19 protein-coding genes and 2 pseudogenes are annotated in these 18405 nt (G+C 68.4%); all 21 read left to right on the top strand.

What is annotated here, in order from left to right:
- Positions 1-17: 17 nt before the first annotated feature.
- Positions 18-341, top strand: a complete 324-nt coding sequence (locus KBZ12_RS01065) for a DUF3288 family protein (protein ID WP_254955807.1) — start codon at positions 18-20, stop codon at positions 339-341.
- Positions 342-526: 185 nt separating this feature from the next.
- Complete coding sequence (trpD, locus tag KBZ12_RS01070) at positions 527-1567, top strand: anthranilate phosphoribosyltransferase (RefSeq protein ID WP_254955809.1); 1041 nt, start codon at positions 527-529, stop codon at positions 1565-1567.
- On the top strand, positions 1564-2763 hold the full coding sequence (gene carA / locus KBZ12_RS01075) for a glutamine-hydrolyzing carbamoyl-phosphate synthase small subunit (RefSeq protein WP_254955812.1): 1200 nt from the start codon (positions 1564-1566) through the stop codon (positions 2761-2763). Before trpD ends, carA begins: the two co-directional genes overlap by 4 nt.
- 68 nt (positions 2764-2831) lie before the next feature.
- Positions 2832-3215, top strand: a complete 384-nt coding sequence (locus tag KBZ12_RS01080) for an STAS domain-containing protein (protein ID WP_254955813.1) — start codon at positions 2832-2834, stop codon at positions 3213-3215.
- Between the two features lie 16 nt (positions 3216-3231).
- On the top strand, positions 3232-3639 hold the full coding sequence (locus KBZ12_RS01085) for a ribonuclease III domain-containing protein (RefSeq protein WP_254956019.1): 408 nt from the start codon (positions 3232-3234) through the stop codon (positions 3637-3639).
- Positions 3636-5333 carry a 23S rRNA (guanosine(2251)-2'-O)-methyltransferase RlmB gene (gene rlmB / locus KBZ12_RS01090; protein WP_254955814.1) on the top strand — a complete coding sequence of 566 codons (1698 nt, stop codon included), beginning with the start codon at positions 3636-3638 and terminating at the stop codon, positions 5331-5333. The genes KBZ12_RS01085 and rlmB overlap by 4 nt, the downstream gene beginning before the upstream one ends.
- A gap of 61 nt (positions 5334-5394) precedes the next feature.
- Entirely contained in the window at positions 5395-5646 is a 252-nt protein-coding gene (locus KBZ12_RS01095) for a DUF1816 domain-containing protein (protein ID WP_190541154.1), read from the top strand.
- 44 nt (positions 5647-5690) lie between these two features.
- Positions 5691-7163: an Asp-tRNA(Asn)/Glu-tRNA(Gln) amidotransferase subunit GatA gene (gene gatA, locus KBZ12_RS01100; RefSeq protein ID WP_254955818.1), complete on the top strand. Its 1473-nt coding sequence runs from the start codon at positions 5691-5693 to the stop codon at positions 7161-7163.
- 38 nt (positions 7164-7201) lie between these two features.
- Entirely contained in the window at positions 7202-7600 is a 399-nt protein-coding gene (locus KBZ12_RS01105) for a nuclear transport factor 2 family protein (protein WP_254955820.1), read from the top strand.
- A 141-nt stretch (positions 7601-7741) separates the two neighbouring features.
- The gene (locus tag KBZ12_RS01110) at positions 7742-8194 is read left to right on the top strand and encodes a hypothetical protein (protein ID WP_254955821.1); all 453 of its coding nucleotides are present in this window, start codon (positions 7742-7744) and stop codon (positions 8192-8194) included.
- 63 nt (positions 8195-8257) lie between these two features.
- On the top strand, positions 8258-8401 hold the full coding sequence (locus tag KBZ12_RS01115; RefSeq protein WP_254955823.1) for a hypothetical protein: 144 nt from the start codon (positions 8258-8260) through the stop codon (positions 8399-8401).
- Positions 8401-9882: a tetratricopeptide repeat protein gene (locus KBZ12_RS01120; protein ID WP_254955825.1), complete on the top strand. Its 1482-nt coding sequence runs from the start codon at positions 8401-8403 to the stop codon at positions 9880-9882. The genes KBZ12_RS01115 and KBZ12_RS01120 overlap by 1 nt, the downstream gene beginning before the upstream one ends.
- Before the next feature lie 196 nt (positions 9883-10078).
- Positions 10079-10204 (top strand): annotated as a pseudogene (locus KBZ12_RS18605) (hypothetical protein); the annotation flags it as partial.
- A 232-nt stretch (positions 10205-10436) separates the two neighbouring features.
- Positions 10437-10898, top strand: a pseudogene (locus KBZ12_RS01130) (hypothetical protein); the annotation flags it as partial.
- 9 nt (positions 10899-10907) lie between these two features.
- A complete protein-coding gene (locus tag KBZ12_RS01135; protein ID WP_254956020.1) occupies positions 10908-11330 on the top strand; it encodes a hypothetical protein in 423 nt (140 codons plus the stop codon).
- Positions 11331-11333: 3 nt separating this feature from the next.
- Positions 11334-11600 carry a hypothetical protein gene (locus tag KBZ12_RS01140; protein ID WP_254955829.1) on the top strand — a complete coding sequence of 89 codons (267 nt, stop codon included), beginning with the start codon at positions 11334-11336 and terminating at the stop codon, positions 11598-11600.
- Positions 11601-11706: 106 nt separating this feature from the next.
- Entirely contained in the window at positions 11707-11949 is a 243-nt protein-coding gene (locus KBZ12_RS01145) for a type II toxin-antitoxin system Phd/YefM family antitoxin (RefSeq protein WP_254955831.1), read from the top strand.
- Positions 11946-12338, top strand: coding sequence for a type II toxin-antitoxin system VapC family toxin (locus tag KBZ12_RS01150; protein ID WP_254955832.1), 393 nt, complete (start codon positions 11946-11948; stop codon positions 12336-12338). The genes KBZ12_RS01145 and KBZ12_RS01150 overlap by 4 nt, the downstream gene beginning before the upstream one ends.
- A 96-nt stretch (positions 12339-12434) precedes the next feature.
- Positions 12435-12689 carry a type II toxin-antitoxin system Phd/YefM family antitoxin gene (locus tag KBZ12_RS01155; protein WP_254955833.1) on the top strand — a complete coding sequence of 85 codons (255 nt, stop codon included), beginning with the start codon at positions 12435-12437 and terminating at the stop codon, positions 12687-12689.
- Positions 12689-13075, top strand: a complete 387-nt coding sequence (locus tag KBZ12_RS01160; protein ID WP_254955835.1) for a type II toxin-antitoxin system VapC family toxin — start codon at positions 12689-12691, stop codon at positions 13073-13075. The genes KBZ12_RS01155 and KBZ12_RS01160 overlap by 1 nt, the downstream gene beginning before the upstream one ends.
- Positions 13076-13401: 326 nt before the next feature.
- Positions 13402-18396: an FG-GAP-like repeat-containing protein gene (locus KBZ12_RS01165; RefSeq protein ID WP_315859265.1), complete on the top strand. Its 4995-nt coding sequence runs from the start codon at positions 13402-13404 to the stop codon at positions 18394-18396.
- Positions 18397-18405: the final 9 nt, after the last annotated feature.

Consider the following 18405-nt stretch of genomic DNA (forward strand, 5'->3'; position numbering starts at 1 on the left):
ATCGCTCCTCAGGGCCCATGGGCCGCCCGGCCATGGACGACCAGAACCATCCCCTCCATGCCATCGACCGGGAGACGGTCGACCGGCTGCTGGCGGTGGAGCGCCCCCAGGACGAGCACCTGGTTGATGCAGCGAGGCTGCAGACGCGCTATGCGGGTTTTCCTGGGGCCGCCGACATCCGCGACGACCTGGAGCGCCTCCTGCGGCTCTGGGGTCTGGACAGCGAATCGCTGCATTCCCGCACCAGGGCCATCTGGGCGGCAGGGTTCCGACCGGGTCCTGCTCCGGTGGCCGAAGCGGTGGGGTCCGGGTTTGATACCGCCTCCGACGACGCCGCCTGAGCCGGGCTGCCGGTTTTCGGGCTGTTGGTCAGAATGGGCTTCCTCGGGCGATAGTGGGACTGTCCCCATCACCCGGCCCGGCGTGCTCTGCACCCGGGCTATTTTTTTGCCTTGCGGGGGGTCGCGGTCCGTGGTGGTGATCAGCCCATTCCCTTAGGTTGCCGCTGACGGTTCAGCTTTCGGTGATGTCTGCCTCCCCCGCCTGGCCCCAGCTGTTGGAGCAGCTTCTGTGCGGCCAGGACCTCCAGGCCCACCAGGCCGACGCTCTGATGCGGGGCTGGCTGGCCGGCGCCATCGATCCCGTGCTGACCGGTGCCCTGCTGGCGGCCCTGCGGGCCAAGGGCACCAGCGGCGAGGAGCTGGCGGCGATGGCCGCCGTCCTGCGGGAGGCCTGCCCCCTGCCGGGGGAACGGCCAGCGCTGGAGTTGATCGACACCTGTGGCACCGGCGGTGCCGGTGCCGACAGCTTCAACATCTCCACGGCCGTGGCCTTCACGGCGGCCGCCTGCGGGGCCCATGTGGCCAAGCACGGCAACCGCAGTGCCAGCGGCCGGGTCGGATCGGCCGACGTGCTCGAGGCCCTGGGCCTGCAACTGGGGGCCCCGCTGGCGACGGTGGTGGAGGCCCTGCCGCGCACCGGCGTGACCTTCCTGTTCGCCCCGGGCTGGCACCCCGCCCTGGTGGGGATGGCCCCCCTGCGCCGCACCCTCGGCGTACGCACCGTCTTCAACCTGCTCGGACCGCTCGTCAATCCCCTCACCCCCGAGGCCCAGGTGCTGGGTGTGGCCCGGCCCGACCTGCTCGATCCGATGGCCGACGCCCTGCGCCGCCTCGGCCAGCGTCGCGCCATCGTCGTCCATGGCCATGGCGGCCTGGATGAGGCCACCCTCTCGGGTCCCAGTGAGCTGCGTCTCCTCGAGGACGGCGAGGTGCGCAGCGACTGGCTTGATCCTGAGGCCCTGGGGCTGGCGCCAGCCGGTCTGGAGGCGCTCAGGGGCGGGGATGTGGCGGCCAACCGTCTGATTCTGGAGGCGGTCCTGCAGGGACGGGGCACCCAGGCCCAGGCGGATGTGGTGGCCCTCAACGCTGCCCTGGTGCTCAAGGCGGCGGGGCTGGAGCCGTCCATCGCCGCGGCCCTGGCCCGGGCTCGCCAGGCCCTGGCTGACGGCAGCGCCTGGGCCAGGCTGGAAGCGCTGCGAGCCGCGCTTTCGGGGTCTGAAGGATGATCAGGGTTCCCGCCGCCGCCACCCTGGACACCCCACAGGAGGCCCCTGCCCTGGCCAGCACCGCTCCAGACGACGCTCCGGCCGTGCTCGTCCTGGCCGATGGCACCGTGCTGCGGGGCCTGGCCTGCGGGGCCCGTGGCCGTGTCTGTGGCGAGGTGGTCTTCAACACCGGCATGACCGGCTACCAGGAGGTGCTCACCGATCCGAGCTACGCCGGCCAGCTGATCACCTTCACCTATCCCGAGCTCGGCAACACCGGCGTCAACGGTGAAGATCTGGAGGCCGACCAGGCCCATGCCCGCGGCTGCATCGTCCGCCAGCTCGCCCCCCGACCCAGCAACTGGCGCTGCGAGGAGACCCTCGACCACTGGCTGATCCGCCAGGGCGTGGTTGGCATCCGGGGCGTCGACACCCGGGCCCTGGTGCGCCATCTGCGCGAGGGCGGCGCCATCAACGGCGCCATCGCCAGCGACGGCACCGACCCGGCCACCCTGCTGCAACAGGTGCTGGCCACCCCGGCCATGGATGGCCTCAACCTGGCGGCCCGGGTCAGCACCAGGGAGCCCTACACCTGGAGCCGCCCCTGCGCGGCCCCCTTCGACACCAGGCTCCAGCCCCGTCCAGAGCGCCCCTACCGGGTGGTGGCGATCGATTTCGGCATCAAGCGGGCCATCCTCGAGCGCCTTGTGGCCCACGGCTGCGCGGTCACGGTGCTGCCGGCCGATGCCAGCCTGGAGCAGGTGCTGGCCATGGAGCCGGAGGGGGTGTTCCTCTCCAACGGCCCCGGCGACCCGGCCGCGGTGCACGAAGGCATCGCCCTGGCCCGCGACCTTTTGCAGCAACCGCAGCTGCCGGTCTTTGGCATCTGCCTCGGCCACCAGATCCTCGGTCTGGCCCTGGGGGGCCGCAGCTTCAAGCTTGGGTACGGCCACCGCGGCCTCAACCACCCCTGCGGCTCCCCCGGTTCGGTGGAGATCACGAGCCAGAACCATGGGTTCGCCCTCGATGCGGCCTCCCTGCCTCCCGAGCGGGTGTGGATCACCCACCACAACCTCAATGACCGCACCGTGGCCGCCCTGGCGCTGCGCCACCAGCCGGTGTTCGGCGTCCAGTACCACCCGGAGGCCAGCCCAGGCCCCCACGATGCCGACCACCACTTCGCCCGGTTCACGGCGCTGATGGCGGAACGGCGCTGAATCGGCACGTTTCGTTGCGGTTCCCGCATTCGGGATAGGGGTCTCTACAGTTCGGCGCGTTCAACACCTTGAGGACTGGGGCCATCACCGACCTGCAGCGACTGACCGTCTCCCTGAGAGGGGGCAGCGAACGGCGGGAAGCGTGCCTGCTGTTCAGTTTCACGGGGCAACTGGACGCCTATTCCGACAAGCAGTTCACCGAGTTCATCAGCGACCGGCACAAGGGCGAGACCCTCCCTGTCGTCATCGACCTCAGCCGCATCGATTTCATCGACTCCTCCGGACTCGGTGCCCTGGTGCAGCTGGCCAAGCTGTTCAACGAGACCTCCCGCCAGTTCCTCGTGGTCGGCAACGCCCGCGTCGTCCAGACCGTCAAGCTGGTGCGCCTGGAGGCGTTCCTGCACCTGCAACCCGATCTGGAGTCCGCCCTTGGCAGCCTCGCCCCCGCCTGAGGGGCCCGGCCACTGGGTGGCCTCCGTACCCAGCCAGGTTCCCGCCACGCCCCTGGCCACGGCCCAGCTGGCCTGGTTGGGGGATGCGGTCTGGGAACTGCACCAGCGGCTGCGGCACTGCCGGCAACCGGCCCGGGCGGCCGACCTCCACCTGGCTGTGGTGGCGGAGGTCCAGGCCGAAGCCCAGGCGGAGGCCCTTCGGCGTCTGGATCCCCTGCTGAGCGAGGCGGAGCGCCGAGTCGTGCTGCGCGGCCGCAACCAGGCGGGACGCGGTCCCCGCCGCGGCGCCCCCCGGGCCTATGGGCAGGCCACGGGATTTGAGACGATGCTGGGATGGCTTTTTCTGCAGGACCCCAGACGGCTGGCTGAGCTGCTGGACCATCTCGAGAAGACCGAACCCTGTCCCCCCTCCGCCAGCCCATGAGTCCCTCCCCTGACCGCCGCGGCGATCGCCGCCCCGACCGACGTCCTGACCGTCGCCCTGATTCCGGTGCTGACCGCACCCCCCGCCGCCTCGGCTCCGGTGCCGGTGGCCGCCCCATCAGCCGCGGTTCCGGCTCCGCCCGCCCCCGGCGCCCCGGGGAGGCCTTCGGCCGTGACAAGCCTCCTTTCGAGCGGGAGCGTGGCGGTGAGCGGCCCGGTGGCTCCGACCGTTCGGCCGGCAGCCCCTACGGCCGCCGCCCCTACGAAGGTCGCCCCGGCGCCGATCGCCCCGATGACTCCCGCGGCGGCGCCGGACGGCCGACCCGCGAGCGTCGCGCTGGTGACCGCTTCATCCCCGCCCGCCCCTCCTTCGGCCGACCCGTTCCGGGCCGGGGTGGAGCCGGACGCCCGACCACCGGCCGTCCCATCCCGTCGCGGACCGGCGGGCCGGCCCGCCGCGGCCCGGCCCTGTTCCGGGACGCGGACCGCGCCCCGCGGACCTTCCAGGGCCGCAGCGGACCGGAGCGGCCGGAGTCCGACGGCTCCGATGTCGATTTCCGCGGCGCCGCGGAGGCCTTCGCCGCCGCCGCTCCCACCGACCTGATCTGGGGCCGCCACACCACCCAGGCCACCCTGGAGAGCGGCCGGCCGATCCACCGCGTCTGGTGCACCCCCGAGATGCGCTTCAACCCGCGCTTCCTGCAGCTGCTGCGGGAGGCGAAGGCCTCCGGCGTGCTGGTGGAGGAGGTGACCTGGGCGCGCCTGGGCCAGCTCACCGGTGGCGCCGTGCACCAGGGCATCGTGTTGCAGCCCGCCGCCGCCGAGACCCTCGACCTGACCAGCCTGATCGAAGGCTGCCGCAGCATCGGTGAGGCCCCCCTGCTGATCGCGGTGGATGGCCTTACCGATCCCCACAACCTCGGCGCCATCGTCCGCAGTGCCGAGGCCCTCGGCGCCCACGGCATGGTGCTGCCCCAGCGCCGCAACGCCGGCCTCACCGGCTCAGTGGCCAAGGTGGCCGCCGGCGCCCTGGAGCACCTGCCGGTGGCCCGGGTGGTCAACCTCAACCGTTCCCTCGACGCCCTCAAGCAAGAGGGCTACCGGGTGGTGGGTCTGGCCGAGGAGGGCACGGTCAGCCTGGAGGAGGTGGACCTGGAGGGCCCCCTGGTGGTGGTCACCGGTTCGGAAGGGGACGGCCTGTCGCTGCTGACGCGCCGGTCCTGCGACCAGTTGGTGCGCATCCCCCTGCGGGGCGCCACCCCAAGCCTCAACGCTTCGGTGGCCACGGCGCTGCTGCTCTATGAAGTGGCCCGCCGCGGCTGGATGCGGGGCCTGACGGGCTCCGCCCCCGCCCCCAGGATCGTGCGCCCCTCGATGCCGGCGCCGCCCGATCCCGAGCTGCCGAGCGAGAGCGAGCTGCCGGCCCAGGTGGAGCCCGAGCTTCTGACCCAGGTGGAGCCTGAGGCCGCTGCCTTCGAAACACCGACCGAGCCAGTCGCCTGGCAGCACCAGGAAGCGCCTGGCGAGAGCGAACCAGAACCGCCCGTGGATGGCGAACTGGAAGGGCCTCTCGAGCCGGCTGCCAACGGTCTGCCGGAGGCGGCCCCCCAGGACTCCCCGTCTGAGGCCCCCCTGGAGACGCTGCCCTACCCGGCCGCGTCGGTTGCGGGCTTCGAGGGCGACATTCGCCTCTGAACCCCGCAGGGGGGGTGGCACCGACCGCCCCCCAGAATGGCCACCTCCCATCCTCTTCTCCATGAACCCACTGCTCTGGCCCATGCGCGGCATCGCCAATGGGTTGGGCCTGGCCTGGTGGGCGCGGGTGGAGACCCGCTCCCCCGACGCGGTGTACTGGTTCGGGCCCTTCGTGCGGCGGCGGACGCTGGAGCAGGCGCTGCCCGCCTTTCTCGACGACCTGCGGGCGGAGTCACCGGCGTCGCTGGAGCACCAGTGCCTGCGCACCGGCCGCCGCGAGCCGTTCACCGAATCCCCAGATCTGGCCGACTGATTCTGGCCGACTGATAGCGTCCAACGCAGCTGGCTAGCGGTTGGATGGGCATCGCCGAATGGCGGGAGCAGCTTCAGCGGGGCGAGGTGTCGGCCCGGGAGCTCACGGATCGCCACCTGGCGCGCATCACGGCGGTGGATCCCACGCTGCATGCCTTCCTGGAGGTGACCAGCGAGCGGGCGCGGGCCGATGCCGACCGTATCGACGCGGCTCGGGCGGCCGGTGAGACCCTACCCCCCCTGGCCGGCATCCCCCTGGCCATCAAGGACAACCTCTGCACCAAGGGCATCCGCACGACCTGCTCCAGCCGCATGCTGGAGAACTTCATTCCCCCCTACGAATCCACGGTGACCGAACGGCTCTGGCAGGCCGGTGCCGTCCTGCTGGGCAAGACCAACCTCGACGAGTTCGCCATGGGCAGCTCCACCGAGACCTCGGCGTTCGGTGCCAGCCGCAACCCCTGGAATCCGGACCGGGTGCCCGGGGGCAGTTCCGGTGGCAGCGCGGCGGCCGTGGCCGCCGGCGAGTGCATCGGCGCCCTGGGCTCCGACACCGGCGGCTCGATCCGCCAGCCCGCCAGCTTCTGCGGTGTGGTGGGTCTCAAGCCCACCTACGGCCGCGTGAGCCGCTGGGGGCTGGTGGCCTTCGCCTCTTCTCTCGACCAGGTGGGCCCGTTCAGCAGCAGCGTGGCCGATGCCGCCGAGCTGCTGCAGGTGATCGCCGGGGAGGACCCCCGCGATGCCACCTGCCTGCGGGCGCCGGTGCCCGATTACTCCGCCGACCTGGACACACCCATCAAGGGCCTCCGGGTCGGGCTGATCCGGGAATGCTTCGACCAGGACGGACTCGATCCCGAGGTGAAGGCCTCGGTCCTGGCGGCCGCCGCCCAGCTGGAGGCCCTCGGCTGTGAGCTGGTGGATGTGAGCTGCCCCCGCTTCAACGACGGCATTGCCACGTACTACGTGATCGCCCCCTCGGAGGCCTCCGCCAACCTGGCGCGCTACGACGGCGTCAAGTACGGCTTCCGGGCGCCGGCCACCGAAGCCGGCAGCGACGGCCTGGCGGCGATGACCGCCCGCAGCCGGGCCAGCGGTTTCGGCGAGGAGGTGCAGCGCCGCATCCTGATCGGCACCTATGCCCTCTCCGCGGGCTATGTGGACGCCTACTACCGCAAGGCCCAGCAGGTGCGCACCCTCATCCGCCGCGATTTCGACCGCGCCTTCGAGAGCGTCGACGTGCTCCTGACCCCCACCTCGCCCACCACCGCCTTCCCCAGCGGCGCCCACGCCGGCGACCCCCTGGCCATGTACCTGGCCGACCTGCTCACCATCCCCGCCAACCTGGCCGGCCTGCCGGCCATCAGCGTTCCCTGCGGCTTCGACGCCCAGGGCCTGCCGATCGGGCTGCAGCTGATCACCGGGGTGCTCGAGGAGGCGAAGCTGCTGCAGGTGGCCCACCAGTACGAACGGGCGGCGGCGGTGATGGACTCCCGGCCCGCGGCGGCGCTTGTGGGCTGAGCAGCACCCAGAATCCCCATCCTCCGGAGACGCCGGCCATGAACGCGGACGAGGCGGCGATCCGAACCGTGCTGGATCGGTGGGCCGAGGCCACCCGGGATGGCCGCCAGGACGAGGTTCTCGCCCACCATCAGGACGATCTGGTGATCTTCGATGTCCTGTCGCCGCTGCGGTACACCTCGGCGGCGCAGTACCGGGACAGCTGGGAGTCCTGGAAGCCGGACGCCCGGGGCCCCGTGCTGTTCGCGCTGCAGGATCTCGTGGTCGAGGCGGGAGCTGATGTGGGCTATGCCTTTGGCCTGCTCCAGTGCGGGGGGACCCTCCCGGACGGGCGGACGTTCAGCGATACGGTGCGCATCACGTTCGGTCTGCGCAAGCGTGATGGGCAGTGGAAGGTGGCTCACCAGCACGTCTCCAAACCGATCGAGAGAGGCTGATGGATCCGGCGACAAGCGCCATGGTGAGGCGTCGCGGTACATGCGCCACCGATCCGCCGCACCGCCCTGCCAACGTCTCCAGCCTGACTAGAGAGACGTATGGAAAACATCCCACGTCGCCAGAACAGGACTTGGCTCGCCTTGGCTTCCACCGCTGTGGTGGTGGTGGCCGGTTTCGCCATCCTCAACAACCAGCACCAGCAACGGCTTCAGGCCGAAGCCCAGGCGGCCCAGGCCGCCCAGGATCAGGCGAACCGCCAGGTGATGGAGCGGGTCCAGGGCGAACTGGCCCTCAGGAACGAACTGGAATCCGCCTCCCAGCGGGAGGCCGCCCTGCAGCTGCAGCTCAGGGAGATGGACGCCGGCGCGAGCCGGCTCCAGGCGGCCGATGGCCAGCAGCAGGCCAGGCGCCAGCAGGCGGAGCAGGAGCTTCAGGAGCTACGCACCCAGCGCACCAAGCTCGAGAAGCAGGTCGACTGCGCGCGGATTCAGCTGACGGTGAACCAGCTCAATGCCAAGGGCGACGCCGATCAGGCCACGAAGCTCCAGACCCTCTGGGCCACGCCCTGCCCCAACCTCCAGGCTGCCAGGTAACCAGGCCGTCAATGGGCCGAGGCCCGAGCGACTCCCGGGTGCCGGCTGGGCGCTTCCCTGGCGATGCGGATGCCCAGCGCCGGTGCCAGCCCCCTTAATGGCCAGCGCAGGCTGGTGAGCCTTGGGATGCTGGTGGCCCCGAAGATCCCTGCCGTGACGCCCGCACCGTCGATCCGGTTGATCGATTCGGGTGGGCTGACGGCCTGATGTCCGTACCGGCAGGGGGGTCACCCATCCACATCGTTCTGGTGGGCAGCTTCGGCGCCATCGGCGACAACGTCTACCGGCAGCATGAGCCGGCGGCGGCGCTCGCCCGCCTGGGCGGTGTGGAGGTGGTGGAGGTGCATCCCCTGGCCCGCCACCGGGATGCGGCGGCACTGGCGGCCGATGTGCTCGTCCTCTCGATGATCATGGATGTGGAGGCCCTGCGGCTGATCCACCAGCGGCGCCTGCTGGGCAAGGCCACCTTCTGTGAGGTGAACGACTACCTGCCGGGTGTGCAGGCGTGGAATCCCGCCCACCGCTCCTGGTCGGATCGGCGTGGCCTGCGCCTGTTCCGGGAACTGGTGCAACGCTGTGAGGCCACCCAGGTGACCTCGACGCCGCTGGCCCAGAGGCTGGCTCCACTGGCGCCGCAGCTGGCGGTGTTTCCCAACCAGCTGGCGTCGCTGCCCCCGCCGCGCCAGGGCGGTCGAGTCGCGGCGGCTGGCGAGGCCGTGCCCGTGGTGGTGGGCTGGGGTGGTTCGATCGGCCATCTCCAGGACCTGGCCAGCGTGGCGCCGGCGCTCTGCGGCTGGCTGCAGGCCAACCCCGGGGTGCGGCTGGAGATCATGGGCGACCCGGCCCTGGCCGGCCTGTTCGAGGCGGCCCCCGCCGAGCGGTTCCGTTTTCGGCGCGCCGGCTCCCTGGCCCAGTACCTGCAATGGCTGCAGGGTCTCGACATCGGTATGGCGCCGCTGCTGCCCACCGACTACAACCGCTGCCGCTCCGACGTGAAGTTCCTGGAGTACGCCGCCCACGGGGTGGTGCCGGTGCTGCAGCGCCTCGATCCCTATGCCGACGTGGTGGATGGCGTCACCGGTTTCCTGTTCGCCGATCCGGCGCAGATGCTCTCGGTGCTCGATCGGGTCCTGGACTCCCCAGCCCTGCGCCGGGAGGTGGCCGCCAACGCCTACGGGCAGGTGGCCCGCGAGCGCCGGCTCGACGCTCACATCGGCGAGCGCTTCGCCTTCTACCAGCGGGTGCAGGCCGCCGTGAAGCCAGCGATCGGGCCTGTGCCGGAGCCGGTGCGCCGGGCCGGCGCACGGCGGCTGGACTCCCTGCCCGGGCTGCGCCGTGTGGGGGAGCATCTCCACCATCTTGATCTGGACAGCCCGGCTGACCAGCAGCGGGCCGCCGGTGTGGACGCGCTCCAGGCCGAGGATCTGGCCCGGGCCGAGGCGGCGTTCCGCGAGGCGGTGCGACTCGACCCCGGCGACCCCCACGCCCATGCCTTTCTGGGTCTCTGCCACCTCAAGCAGGGCCGCCCCGGGCTGGCCCAGGCGGCGCTGGAGCAGGCGAGCGCCCTGGATCCGCTGCTGTCCCGGCCGGTGCGGGCCCTGGCCCGCCTGCACCGCCAGGCTGCCGAGCACTACGGCCAGCTGGCCTGCCAGCTCAATCCCCCCGAAGGTTCCGGCCCACCGCCTTGAGTGCGAGCGAAGCGGCCCCCGCCGACGGCTGGCCGCAGCGGTACGGGGAGGCGCGCGCCCTGGAGCGCTCCCGGCGCTGGGCCGAGGCCGAAGCCCTGTACCCGCAGCTGGCCAACGTCTGCCACCACCAGGGCCGCAGCGGGGAGGCTCTGCGCATTGTCACAGCAGCGGGCTCTACAGCCTGGGCGTGCTGCGCATGGCCCAGGCGCGCTTTGAGGTGGCCCAGCGCTGCTTCGAGCGCCTGCTGCGCCAGGGGCCCCAGGCGCCGGCGGTGATCTTCCAGCTGGGGCAGGCCCGCGAAGCGCTGGGGGACCCCGAGGCGGCGATCGAGGCCTACATCGCCGCGCTTCAGCGCGATCCCGCCGCCACCGACGTGCTGCTGCACCTCCAGTACGCCCGCCTCGGCCTCTGCGACTGGGAGCTCTACGACGAGCGCCTGCAGCGGCTGCGGCGACGGCTGGCGGCCCATGGGGAGCACCCCGATGGGGGGGCGCTGACGCCACTGCGGCTGCTGTGCTTCCCGTTGCCGCTGGAGCTGCAGCGGCAGCTGGCCACGCGATTCAGCGACTTCTGCACCCGGGGCGTGGCACCGCATCGGCTACCTCTCGGCGGATTTCCGCGACCACGCCATGGGCTCCTTGATCCACGGCCTGTTCGCCCACCACGACCGCGAGCGCTTCGAGGTGTTCGCCTATGGCCTGGCCGATCGCCACGACGCCTACACCGCTTCGGTGCAGGCAGGGGTGGACCACTTCACCGTGGTGTTCGGCTGGAGCCACCGGCAGATCGCCGAGCGGATCCGCAGCGATCGCATCGATGTGCTGATCGACCTGATGGGCCACACCCACCACAGCCGGCCGGCGGTGCTGGCGATGCGGCCTGCCCCATTGCAGCTGTTGGTCCTGGGCTACCCGGGAACCATGGGCGCCAGCTGGATCGATGGCCTGATCGCCGATGCCTGGCTGATCCCCCCCGAACTCGAGCATGGCTACAGCGAACGGGTGCACCGGCTGCCCCATGGCTTCGTGTGCTCAGCGCCCCTGCCTGCCGATCCGGGGGAGGACCTGCCCCCCAGCCCCAGCCGCGCCGCCCTCGGTCTGGAGCCAGGCCAGCTGGTGTATGCCTGCTTCAACCGGCCGGACAAGTTCGATCCTCAGCGCTTCGATGCCTGGATGGCGGTGCTGCAGGCGGTGCCCGGCAGTGTGCTGCTGCTGGTGGTGCCCCAGCCCGCCAGCCAGCGGCGGCTGCGGGAGCGCGCCCGGGCCTGCGGCGTGGAGCCCGGCCGATTGATCTTTGTGGCCAAGACCCCCGCCGCCCAGTTCGCCGATCTCTGCCGCCTGGCGGATCTCTTCCTCGACACCGCCCGCTACGGCGCCGGCGCCACCGGCGCCATGGCCCTGCAGGCGGGCCTGCCCCTGCTCACCTGCCCGGCTGAGTCCTTCGTGTAGCGCATGGGGGCCAGCCTCTGCGCATCCGTGGGCATGGACGACCTGATCTGCCCCAGCGTCGAGGCCTACGTGGCGCGGGCGATCGAACTGGGCCGCGACCCCGAGGCGTTGCGGGAGCGGCGACAGCGGTTGCTGGATCCGGGCGCCCATCTGCCCCTGTTCGATACAGCCGGCTGGGTGCGGCACTGGGAGGAGCTGCTGCACGTCTTGCTGCTCCGCCAGGCAGGAAACGATTCCGACAGGACTGAGGCCGATGCGACGGTTGCCTGACTCCCTCAGCGCTTGCGGCACTGGCCGCCGCCCTGCTGGCGCCGATCGGTCCTGAGCAAGTCAGGCCTCTCTGGCTAAGATGACCAGGTCATTCTGGTCTGGTCTGATGCCTCGACCCAGCTCAGGCGCCATGGTGAACGTTCAGGAGGCCAAAACCCATCTCTCCGCGCTGCTGCTGCGGGTGGCCGCCGGCGAGGAGATCGTGCTGGCCCGCAATGGCAAACCCTGTGCCCGCCTCGTTCCCCTCAGCCCGTCACCGCCCCGCCGGTTGGGATTCCTGGCCGGAACGGTCGATGAGAGCTTCTTCGAGGCCCTGCCCGAGAGCGAGCTGGCCGCCTGGGGCGCATGAAGCTGCTGCTCGATACCCATGTGCTCCTCTGGGCCGTGCTGGAGCCCCACAAGCTCAACCAGGGTCTGCGTGAGGCGCTGGAAAGCCCAGATACACAGCTGCTGATCAGCGCCGCCTCCACCTGGGAGATTGCCACCAAGTGGCGGCTGGGCAAGCTGCCGGGTGCCAGTGAGGTGGTGGAGAACTTCCAACGGGTGATTGATGGCCTGGGCGCCATCGAGTGCCCCATCCTCAGCAGCGAAAGCCTGCTGGCCGGCAGCTGGAATGTGCCGCACCGTGATCCGTTCGACCGGATCCTGGCGGCTCAGGCGGCAGTGCGCGACCTGACGCTGGCCACCACCGATGGGGCCTTCCACCAATTCGAAGGTGTGCGCCTTTTCGGGGGGTGAGGCGAGCAAAGCCGCGCCCGGGATCCATACCTTCGCAGAGCTCTTGAGACCCTGGTCTGACCAGGTTAGTGTTGCAAAGAAGCGGGCGATTCGGCCATGCGCCAGGCCAACATCTACGCGGCCAAGGCCCAGCTCTCTGAGTTGGTGCAGGCCGCCCTCGACGGTGAGGAGATATGGATCGCCCGGGCTGGCAAACCACTGGTGCGGCTGGTGCCGGGCAGCCCCGCCCACCAGCTGGGCGGGCGGGGATCGCTGGATCTGGAGCCAGCCAGCATTGATGCCGCCTTCTCCCCGGAGGTGGAGAGCGCGGTGGCGGTCTTGATCGCTGGCGCCACTGAGGGATCGCCCTGATGGCGGCTCAAGGGGGCTACCTGCTCGACACCTGCGTGCTGCTCTGGTGGCTGAGTGGGGACCCCCGCCTCTCCAGGGAATGGGAGGAACGGTTGCGTGGGGCCCGCTGTCTGGTCAGTGCCGCCTCGATCTGGGAGGCCGCCATCAAGCATCAGCTGGGCAAGCTGCCGGTGTCACCCCAGTCCCTGATCACAGCGGCGCAGCAGGCGGGCTTCGCGTTTCTGGCGATCACCCCCGACCATGCCGTCGCCACGGCGCTCCTGCCTCCCCACCACAAGGACCCGTTGGATCGCCTCCTGGTCGCCCAGGCCCGTTCAGAAGGGGTGCTGCTGCTCAGCACCGATCGCGCCCTGAAGGGCTACGGACCTGGCGTGAGGCTCCTCTGAGATCGCCAAAAAAGATGCGCTGAACGCTTCTGCGGCGGCGGCACGAGGCTGGCATCTCCTGGTGGGGTTTCAGAAGATTGAGCATCACCACCTTAGCGTTGGATTCCAACAGGTGATGTCGTCACGAAGATTTAAGTACTACTGAGTACGGAGCCAGATGATCTGCCCCATAGTGGAGATGAACAGATGATTCATCGTCTCCACGGCAGCAGCACTTTGTAGCACTCATTCATTGTTCTGGAGCGTCACAGAGTCTACGAATAGGCATCTCTCGTAGAGGCGAGATGCCTGCCTGCACTGCAGTCGGCCCATCGAGGGAACTTTTCATGGCATACACAAACATCGTCTCCACCTCCCCCGTTCCCCAGTCACTCGCTGGTGAGATCAACCTCACCGGTGAGGAGGCCAACCATGGGGATCCCGCCTTGATGACCACCCTGGGCGAAGCCCTCGTCGCGAGCGCTTCGCTGCACGACTGGTTCCTCCCCGGCACCCCGATGGCTGCCGATCCCAGTTCTCCAGGCAACAGAACAACCCGCCTCGTCACGGGCGACCTCAACAACGACGGTTTCCCCGATATCGCTGCCGCCCACGGCTTTCGTACCGCTGGTGTGTACCTCAACAACGGCGACCAGTCGTTCGCCCCTGAGGTGGTGCTCTCGGAGTCCTGGTGGCCCGTCTCCCAGAACATCGGTGCCACCTCCATCGCCCTTGGCGACCTCGACCTGGACGGCAACCTCGACCTGGTCGTTCCCATCTATGGCGGTCACTACACAGGGCGCAAGATCCAACTCTATCGGGGTCACGGCGACGGCAGCTTCGCCCCCTGGCCGGTCGGCAACGGAATCATCACGGCCACAAGGGCCAACCCGATGTTCGCCGGCATCGCTGACTTCAACGGCGATGCACTGCCTGATGTCGTGGTGAGTCACAACAATGGGGGGTGGACGTTGGACGTCCTCACCCAGGCCGCGAATGGAAGCTTCTCGGTCTCCGACTCCGATCCGGCGGGCCAGAACCCGCAGTATTTTGATCTGGCCGACTTCAACGAGGATGGCGCTCCGGATGTTGTCGTGGGTGCCTTGTACAACGGTGTTCTGGTTTTCCTCAACCACGCCGATGGGAACGGCACCCTACGCAAAGTGGGAGGAACTTATCTTTCACCCCAGCATCAATATGTTGTAACCTCCGACTTCAATGGCGACAGTCACCAAGATATCGCCGTGCGCAGCAACAAGGATAGTGGCGTGGACATTCTTTACGGAGATGGTACCGGCAGCTTCCCGTCCACGGCCAGCTTCGCTGTCAGCGGTATCGACGGATATCTCGCCGCGGCGGACATAGACCGGGATGGTGACAGCGACCTCGTGGTCTCCTCCACCTCCACCAAATCGGTCGACCTGCTTCTGAATGACGGCAGCGGCCATTTTACTTCACCGCTGTCCACCGCACTCGATGCGGCCCCATGGGCTTTAGCGGTCGATGACTTCAACCGGGACGGTTGGCTTGACGTGGTCGTGGGCCGCGCCGACGACACCATCCAGGTGCTGTGGAGCCGGGGCGGATTAAGCCTGGACCCCGCCACCTTCGCGCTGCCGGAGAACAGCCAGGCCGGCACGGCCGTCGGCACCATGACCGCCTTCGGCAACCCACCCCTGACCTACGCCATCACTGCGGGCAACAGCGACCCCGACGGCGACAGCACCCTCGCCTTCGCCATCGACAACTCCACCGGGAAAATTTCCGTCAGCGATAGCGGCGACCTCGACTTCGAGACCACGCCAACCTTCAACCTGACCGTCAAAGCTACCGATAGCGGGGGACTGTTCGATACCGCCGCCATCAAAGTCAACCTCAGCGATATCGCAGAAGTTCCGGTTGATGTCACCCTTCCCCTGACGGCGGTGAGTTTCCCCAAAGAAGTGATACCGATCGAGGCTGGGAAGATTGATTTTTGGGCTCAACTAAGTGGCTTTTCGGGAGAAATCGATTGGGGTGCTCGCGACCCCTTTTTATTCACGCTCACTGATGGTCAGAGTGGCTGGGGCGTGGGGTTTGCTGGCAATAATGGTAACGGCGACGGGGGACTGGTAGGCGGTGCTGGAAGCGGAGTTGGCAACCATACAGGTACAGGTGACTTTGGTTATTGGACCTATGAGGATGTCTTGGGAGCTGGACTCGTTGATGAGTGGCACCATTACGTTTACCAATGGAATGAAGATGGCATTCCTGGACTCGGCGACAGGAAACTCGCAATTTATGTGGACGGAGTCCTCAACTCAAATCGTTGGGATCAGGAAGGACGAATAAGCCCGTTTATCCCACTCACTGGCGGCACGTTGAATTTGATCACGTCCGGCAATCCACCCCCCGCCAATCCTCTTGGGGAAGTCGCCATTGATGAATTCAAGATCTATGACGGCAACAATCAATTAGTTCTATGGAATACGCTGGACTCTGCCGATGCGGTTAAGAATAGTTCGGTGGGGCTGGATGGTATTTTCAATAACGTCGGCGACGTGCATTTTGTCCCAGGAATATCAGGCAATGCGGTCAGGGCCAAACAAGTCTACGCGGTCGGTTCAGCTCCCACTGCGGAAGTGGAAGATGCTACCTTCACCGTGGCGGAAAATAGCCTAGAGGGAACCCTTGTCGGTACAGTCACGGCGACTGGCACAGCCCTGACCTACGCCATTATTGGCGGCAATATCGACCCCGACAGCGACAGTCAGGCCGCCTTCGCCATCGACGCTGCCACCGGTGCCATCACCGTCAACGACAGCGGCGATCTCGACTTCGAGACCACGCCAACCTTCAACCTGACTGTCAAAGGTAATGATAGCGGGGGACTGTTCGCTACCGGAGCCGTCACCATCAAACTCACCAACGTGGATGAACCGGGAAACGAATCTCCGAAAGCCCAAGACGCGACCTTCACCCTGCCTGAAAACAGTCCCAACAACAAGACAGTCGGAACCGTCTCCGCCACCGACATTGACGCAGGAGACACGCTCACCTACGCCATCACGGCGGGCAACAGCAACCCTGATGGCGACAGCAATCTAGCTTTTGCCATCGACAGTACAACTGGGGAAATTACAGTCAACGATAGCAATGACCTCGACTTCGAGACCACGCCGACCTTCAATCTGTCCGTCACAGTTACGGATAGCGGGGGACTATCCGATACCGCAGCCATCAGGATCAATCTCAGCGACAGCTTTGAACAGGTAGGAACTCCATGGGATGACGTCCTCTCAGGAACCTCTGGCAACGATGTCCTCAACGGTTCGGCCGGAGACGACACCCTCAGAGGCCGCGCCGGCGACGACACCCTCAGCGGCGGCGATGGCATCGATGAACTTCAGGAACAAGGGGATGTCAACTTCACCCTCAGCGACACCCAACTGACGGGATTAGGGACAGATACCCTCATCAGCATCGAACGGGCCATCCTCAGCGGCGGATCTGGCAACAACACCCTCGATGCCAGCGCCTTCACACGCGGGGCTGTTGCCCTTAGCGGTGGGGCAGGCGACGACCACCTGATCGGCCCCCGGGAGGCCGGCACCTGGCACTGGCCCTGGGGCTTCTATGCCAATCGCTTCACCGGTGGATCCGGCAACGACACCTTCACGGGCGGGGTCGGCAGCGACGCCATCGTCGAAAGCGGCGACACCAACTTCACCCTGGGCGCCACCCAGTTGACCGGTAACGGAACGGACAGCTTCACCAGCATGGACATCGCCTACCTGATTGGCGGGCAAGGCGACAACCGCCTGGATGTCGCCGGCTTCACCGGCACTCACACCGTCCTTGAAGGCCGAGGTGGCAACGACACCCTTGTGGGCGGGGTCGCCCACGACTGGGTGCGCGGCCAAACCAACGGCGACTTCACCCTCACCGACAGCCAGTTGAGCGGCCGTGGCGTCGACACCTTGATCCGCATCGACGCCGCCATCCTCCTCGGGGGGGCAGGCGCCAACACCCTGGATGTCTCCGCCTTCACCGGCAACCAGACCATCCTCGAAGGCGGCGGTGGCGACGACACCCTGATCGGCCGCATCGTCGGCCTCGACCGGGTGCGCGCCCGCGGCGATGCCGACTTCACCCTCACCGACAGCCAGCTCACCGGCCAGGGCACCGACAGCCTCCAGCACATCGATCAGGCCGAGTTGATCGGTGGGGCCAGTGCCAACAGCCTGGATGTCTCCGCTTTCACCGGCGCCCTGACCATCCTGGAAGGCGGCGGTGGCAGCGACACCCTGATTGGCCGCACCAGCGGCCTCGACCGGGTGCGTGCCCGCGGTGATGTCGACTTCACCCTCACCGACAGCCAGCTCACCGGCCAAGGCACCGACAGCCTCCAGCACATCGAGCAGGCCGCGTTGATTGGCGGGGCCAGCGCCAACACCCTGGACGCCTCCGCCTTCACCCTGGGCAGCGTCTTCCTGTACGGCGAGAGCGGCGACGACACCCTGCGTGGTGGCCACGGAAACGACCAGCTTGAGGGCGGCGCTGGGGACGACCTCCTGAGCGGTGGGGCCGGGCGCGACCGCATCGTCGGGCGCGGCGACACCGATTTCACCTTGGGCGCCACCCAGTTGAGCGGCCTGGGAACCGACAGCTTCGACGGCATCGAAGAGGCCCACCTGATCGGCGGCACCGGCGCCAACACCCTGGAAGGCTCCGGCTTCACCGGCGCCCTCGTCATCTACGAAGGCCGGGGCGGCGACGACGTTCTCATTGGCCGGGCCACCGGCAACGACCGCGTGCGCGCCGCCGGCGATGCCGACTTCACCCTCACCGACAGCCAACTCACCGGCCTGGGTACCGACAGCCTCCTGGACATCGACCAGGCCCAGCTGATCGGCTACTCCGGCGCCAACCGCTTCGACGCCAGCGCCTTCACCCGCGGACCCGTAGTCATCAACGCCGGTGCGGGCAACGACACCCTGATCGGCGGCGCCGGGAACGACACCCTCACCGGTGGCGCCGGCGCCGATCGCTTCCGCTTCCAGGCGGCCCCCAACACCACCACCAACCGTGACGTGATCACTGATTTCACCATCGCCCAGGGGGACACGATCGAGCTGGAGAACGCCATCTTCACCGCCCTGCCCAGCACCGGCCCCCTGGCGGCTTCGGCTTTCCAGATCGGCACGGCCGCCACCGACGGCAACCAGCGCATCCTCTACAACAACGCCACTGGCCTGCTCTCCTACGACAGTGATGGCAACGGTGCCGTGGCGGCGGTGGCCTTCGCCAGGCTCACCCCGGGGCTGGCGCTGATGAGCAGCAGTCAGTTCACGGTCACCTAGACCCATCGG

It is taken from the genome of Cyanobium sp. Cruz CV13-4-11 (assembly GCF_024346055.1).
Lineage (GTDB): Bacteria > Cyanobacteriota > Cyanobacteriia > PCC-6307 > Cyanobiaceae > Cyanobium.

What these genes read in the sequence shown, in the direction of transcription:
- KBZ12_RS01065 (WP_254955807.1), top strand. Translation starts at nt 18, where the DNA reads ATGGGCCGCCCGGCCATGGACGACCAGAACCATCCCCTCCATGCCATC.
- trpD (WP_254955809.1), top strand. Translation starts at nt 527, where the DNA reads ATGTCTGCCTCCCCCGCCTGGCCCCAGCTGTTGGAGCAGCTTCTGTGC.
- carA (WP_254955812.1), top strand. Translation starts at nt 1,564, where the DNA reads ATGATCAGGGTTCCCGCCGCCGCCACCCTGGACACCCCACAGGAGGCC.
- rlmB (WP_254955814.1), top strand. Translation starts at nt 3,636, where the DNA reads ATGAGTCCCTCCCCTGACCGCCGCGGCGATCGCCGCCCCGACCGACGT.
- KBZ12_RS01095 (WP_190541154.1), top strand. Translation starts at nt 5,395, where the DNA reads ATGAACCCACTGCTCTGGCCCATGCGCGGCATCGCCAATGGGTTGGGC.
- gatA (WP_254955818.1), top strand. Translation starts at nt 5,691, where the DNA reads ATGGGCATCGCCGAATGGCGGGAGCAGCTTCAGCGGGGCGAGGTGTCG.
- KBZ12_RS01105 (WP_254955820.1), top strand. Translation starts at nt 7,202, where the DNA reads ATGAACGCGGACGAGGCGGCGATCCGAACCGTGCTGGATCGGTGGGCC.
- KBZ12_RS01115 (WP_254955823.1), top strand. Translation starts at nt 8,258, where the DNA reads ATGCGGATGCCCAGCGCCGGTGCCAGCCCCCTTAATGGCCAGCGCAGG.
- KBZ12_RS01120 (WP_254955825.1), top strand. Translation starts at nt 8,401, where the DNA reads ATGTCCGTACCGGCAGGGGGGTCACCCATCCACATCGTTCTGGTGGGC.
- KBZ12_RS01140 (WP_254955829.1), top strand. Translation starts at nt 11,334, where the DNA reads ATGGGGGCCAGCCTCTGCGCATCCGTGGGCATGGACGACCTGATCTGC.
- KBZ12_RS01145 (WP_254955831.1), top strand. Translation starts at nt 11,707, where the DNA reads ATGCCTCGACCCAGCTCAGGCGCCATGGTGAACGTTCAGGAGGCCAAA.
- KBZ12_RS01150 (WP_254955832.1), top strand. Translation starts at nt 11,946, where the DNA reads ATGAAGCTGCTGCTCGATACCCATGTGCTCCTCTGGGCCGTGCTGGAG.
- KBZ12_RS01155 (WP_254955833.1), top strand. Translation starts at nt 12,435, where the DNA reads ATGCGCCAGGCCAACATCTACGCGGCCAAGGCCCAGCTCTCTGAGTTG.
- KBZ12_RS01160 (WP_254955835.1), top strand. Translation starts at nt 12,689, where the DNA reads ATGGCGGCTCAAGGGGGCTACCTGCTCGACACCTGCGTGCTGCTCTGG.
- KBZ12_RS01165 (WP_315859265.1), top strand. Translation starts at nt 13,402, where the DNA reads ATGGCATACACAAACATCGTCTCCACCTCCCCCGTTCCCCAGTCACTC.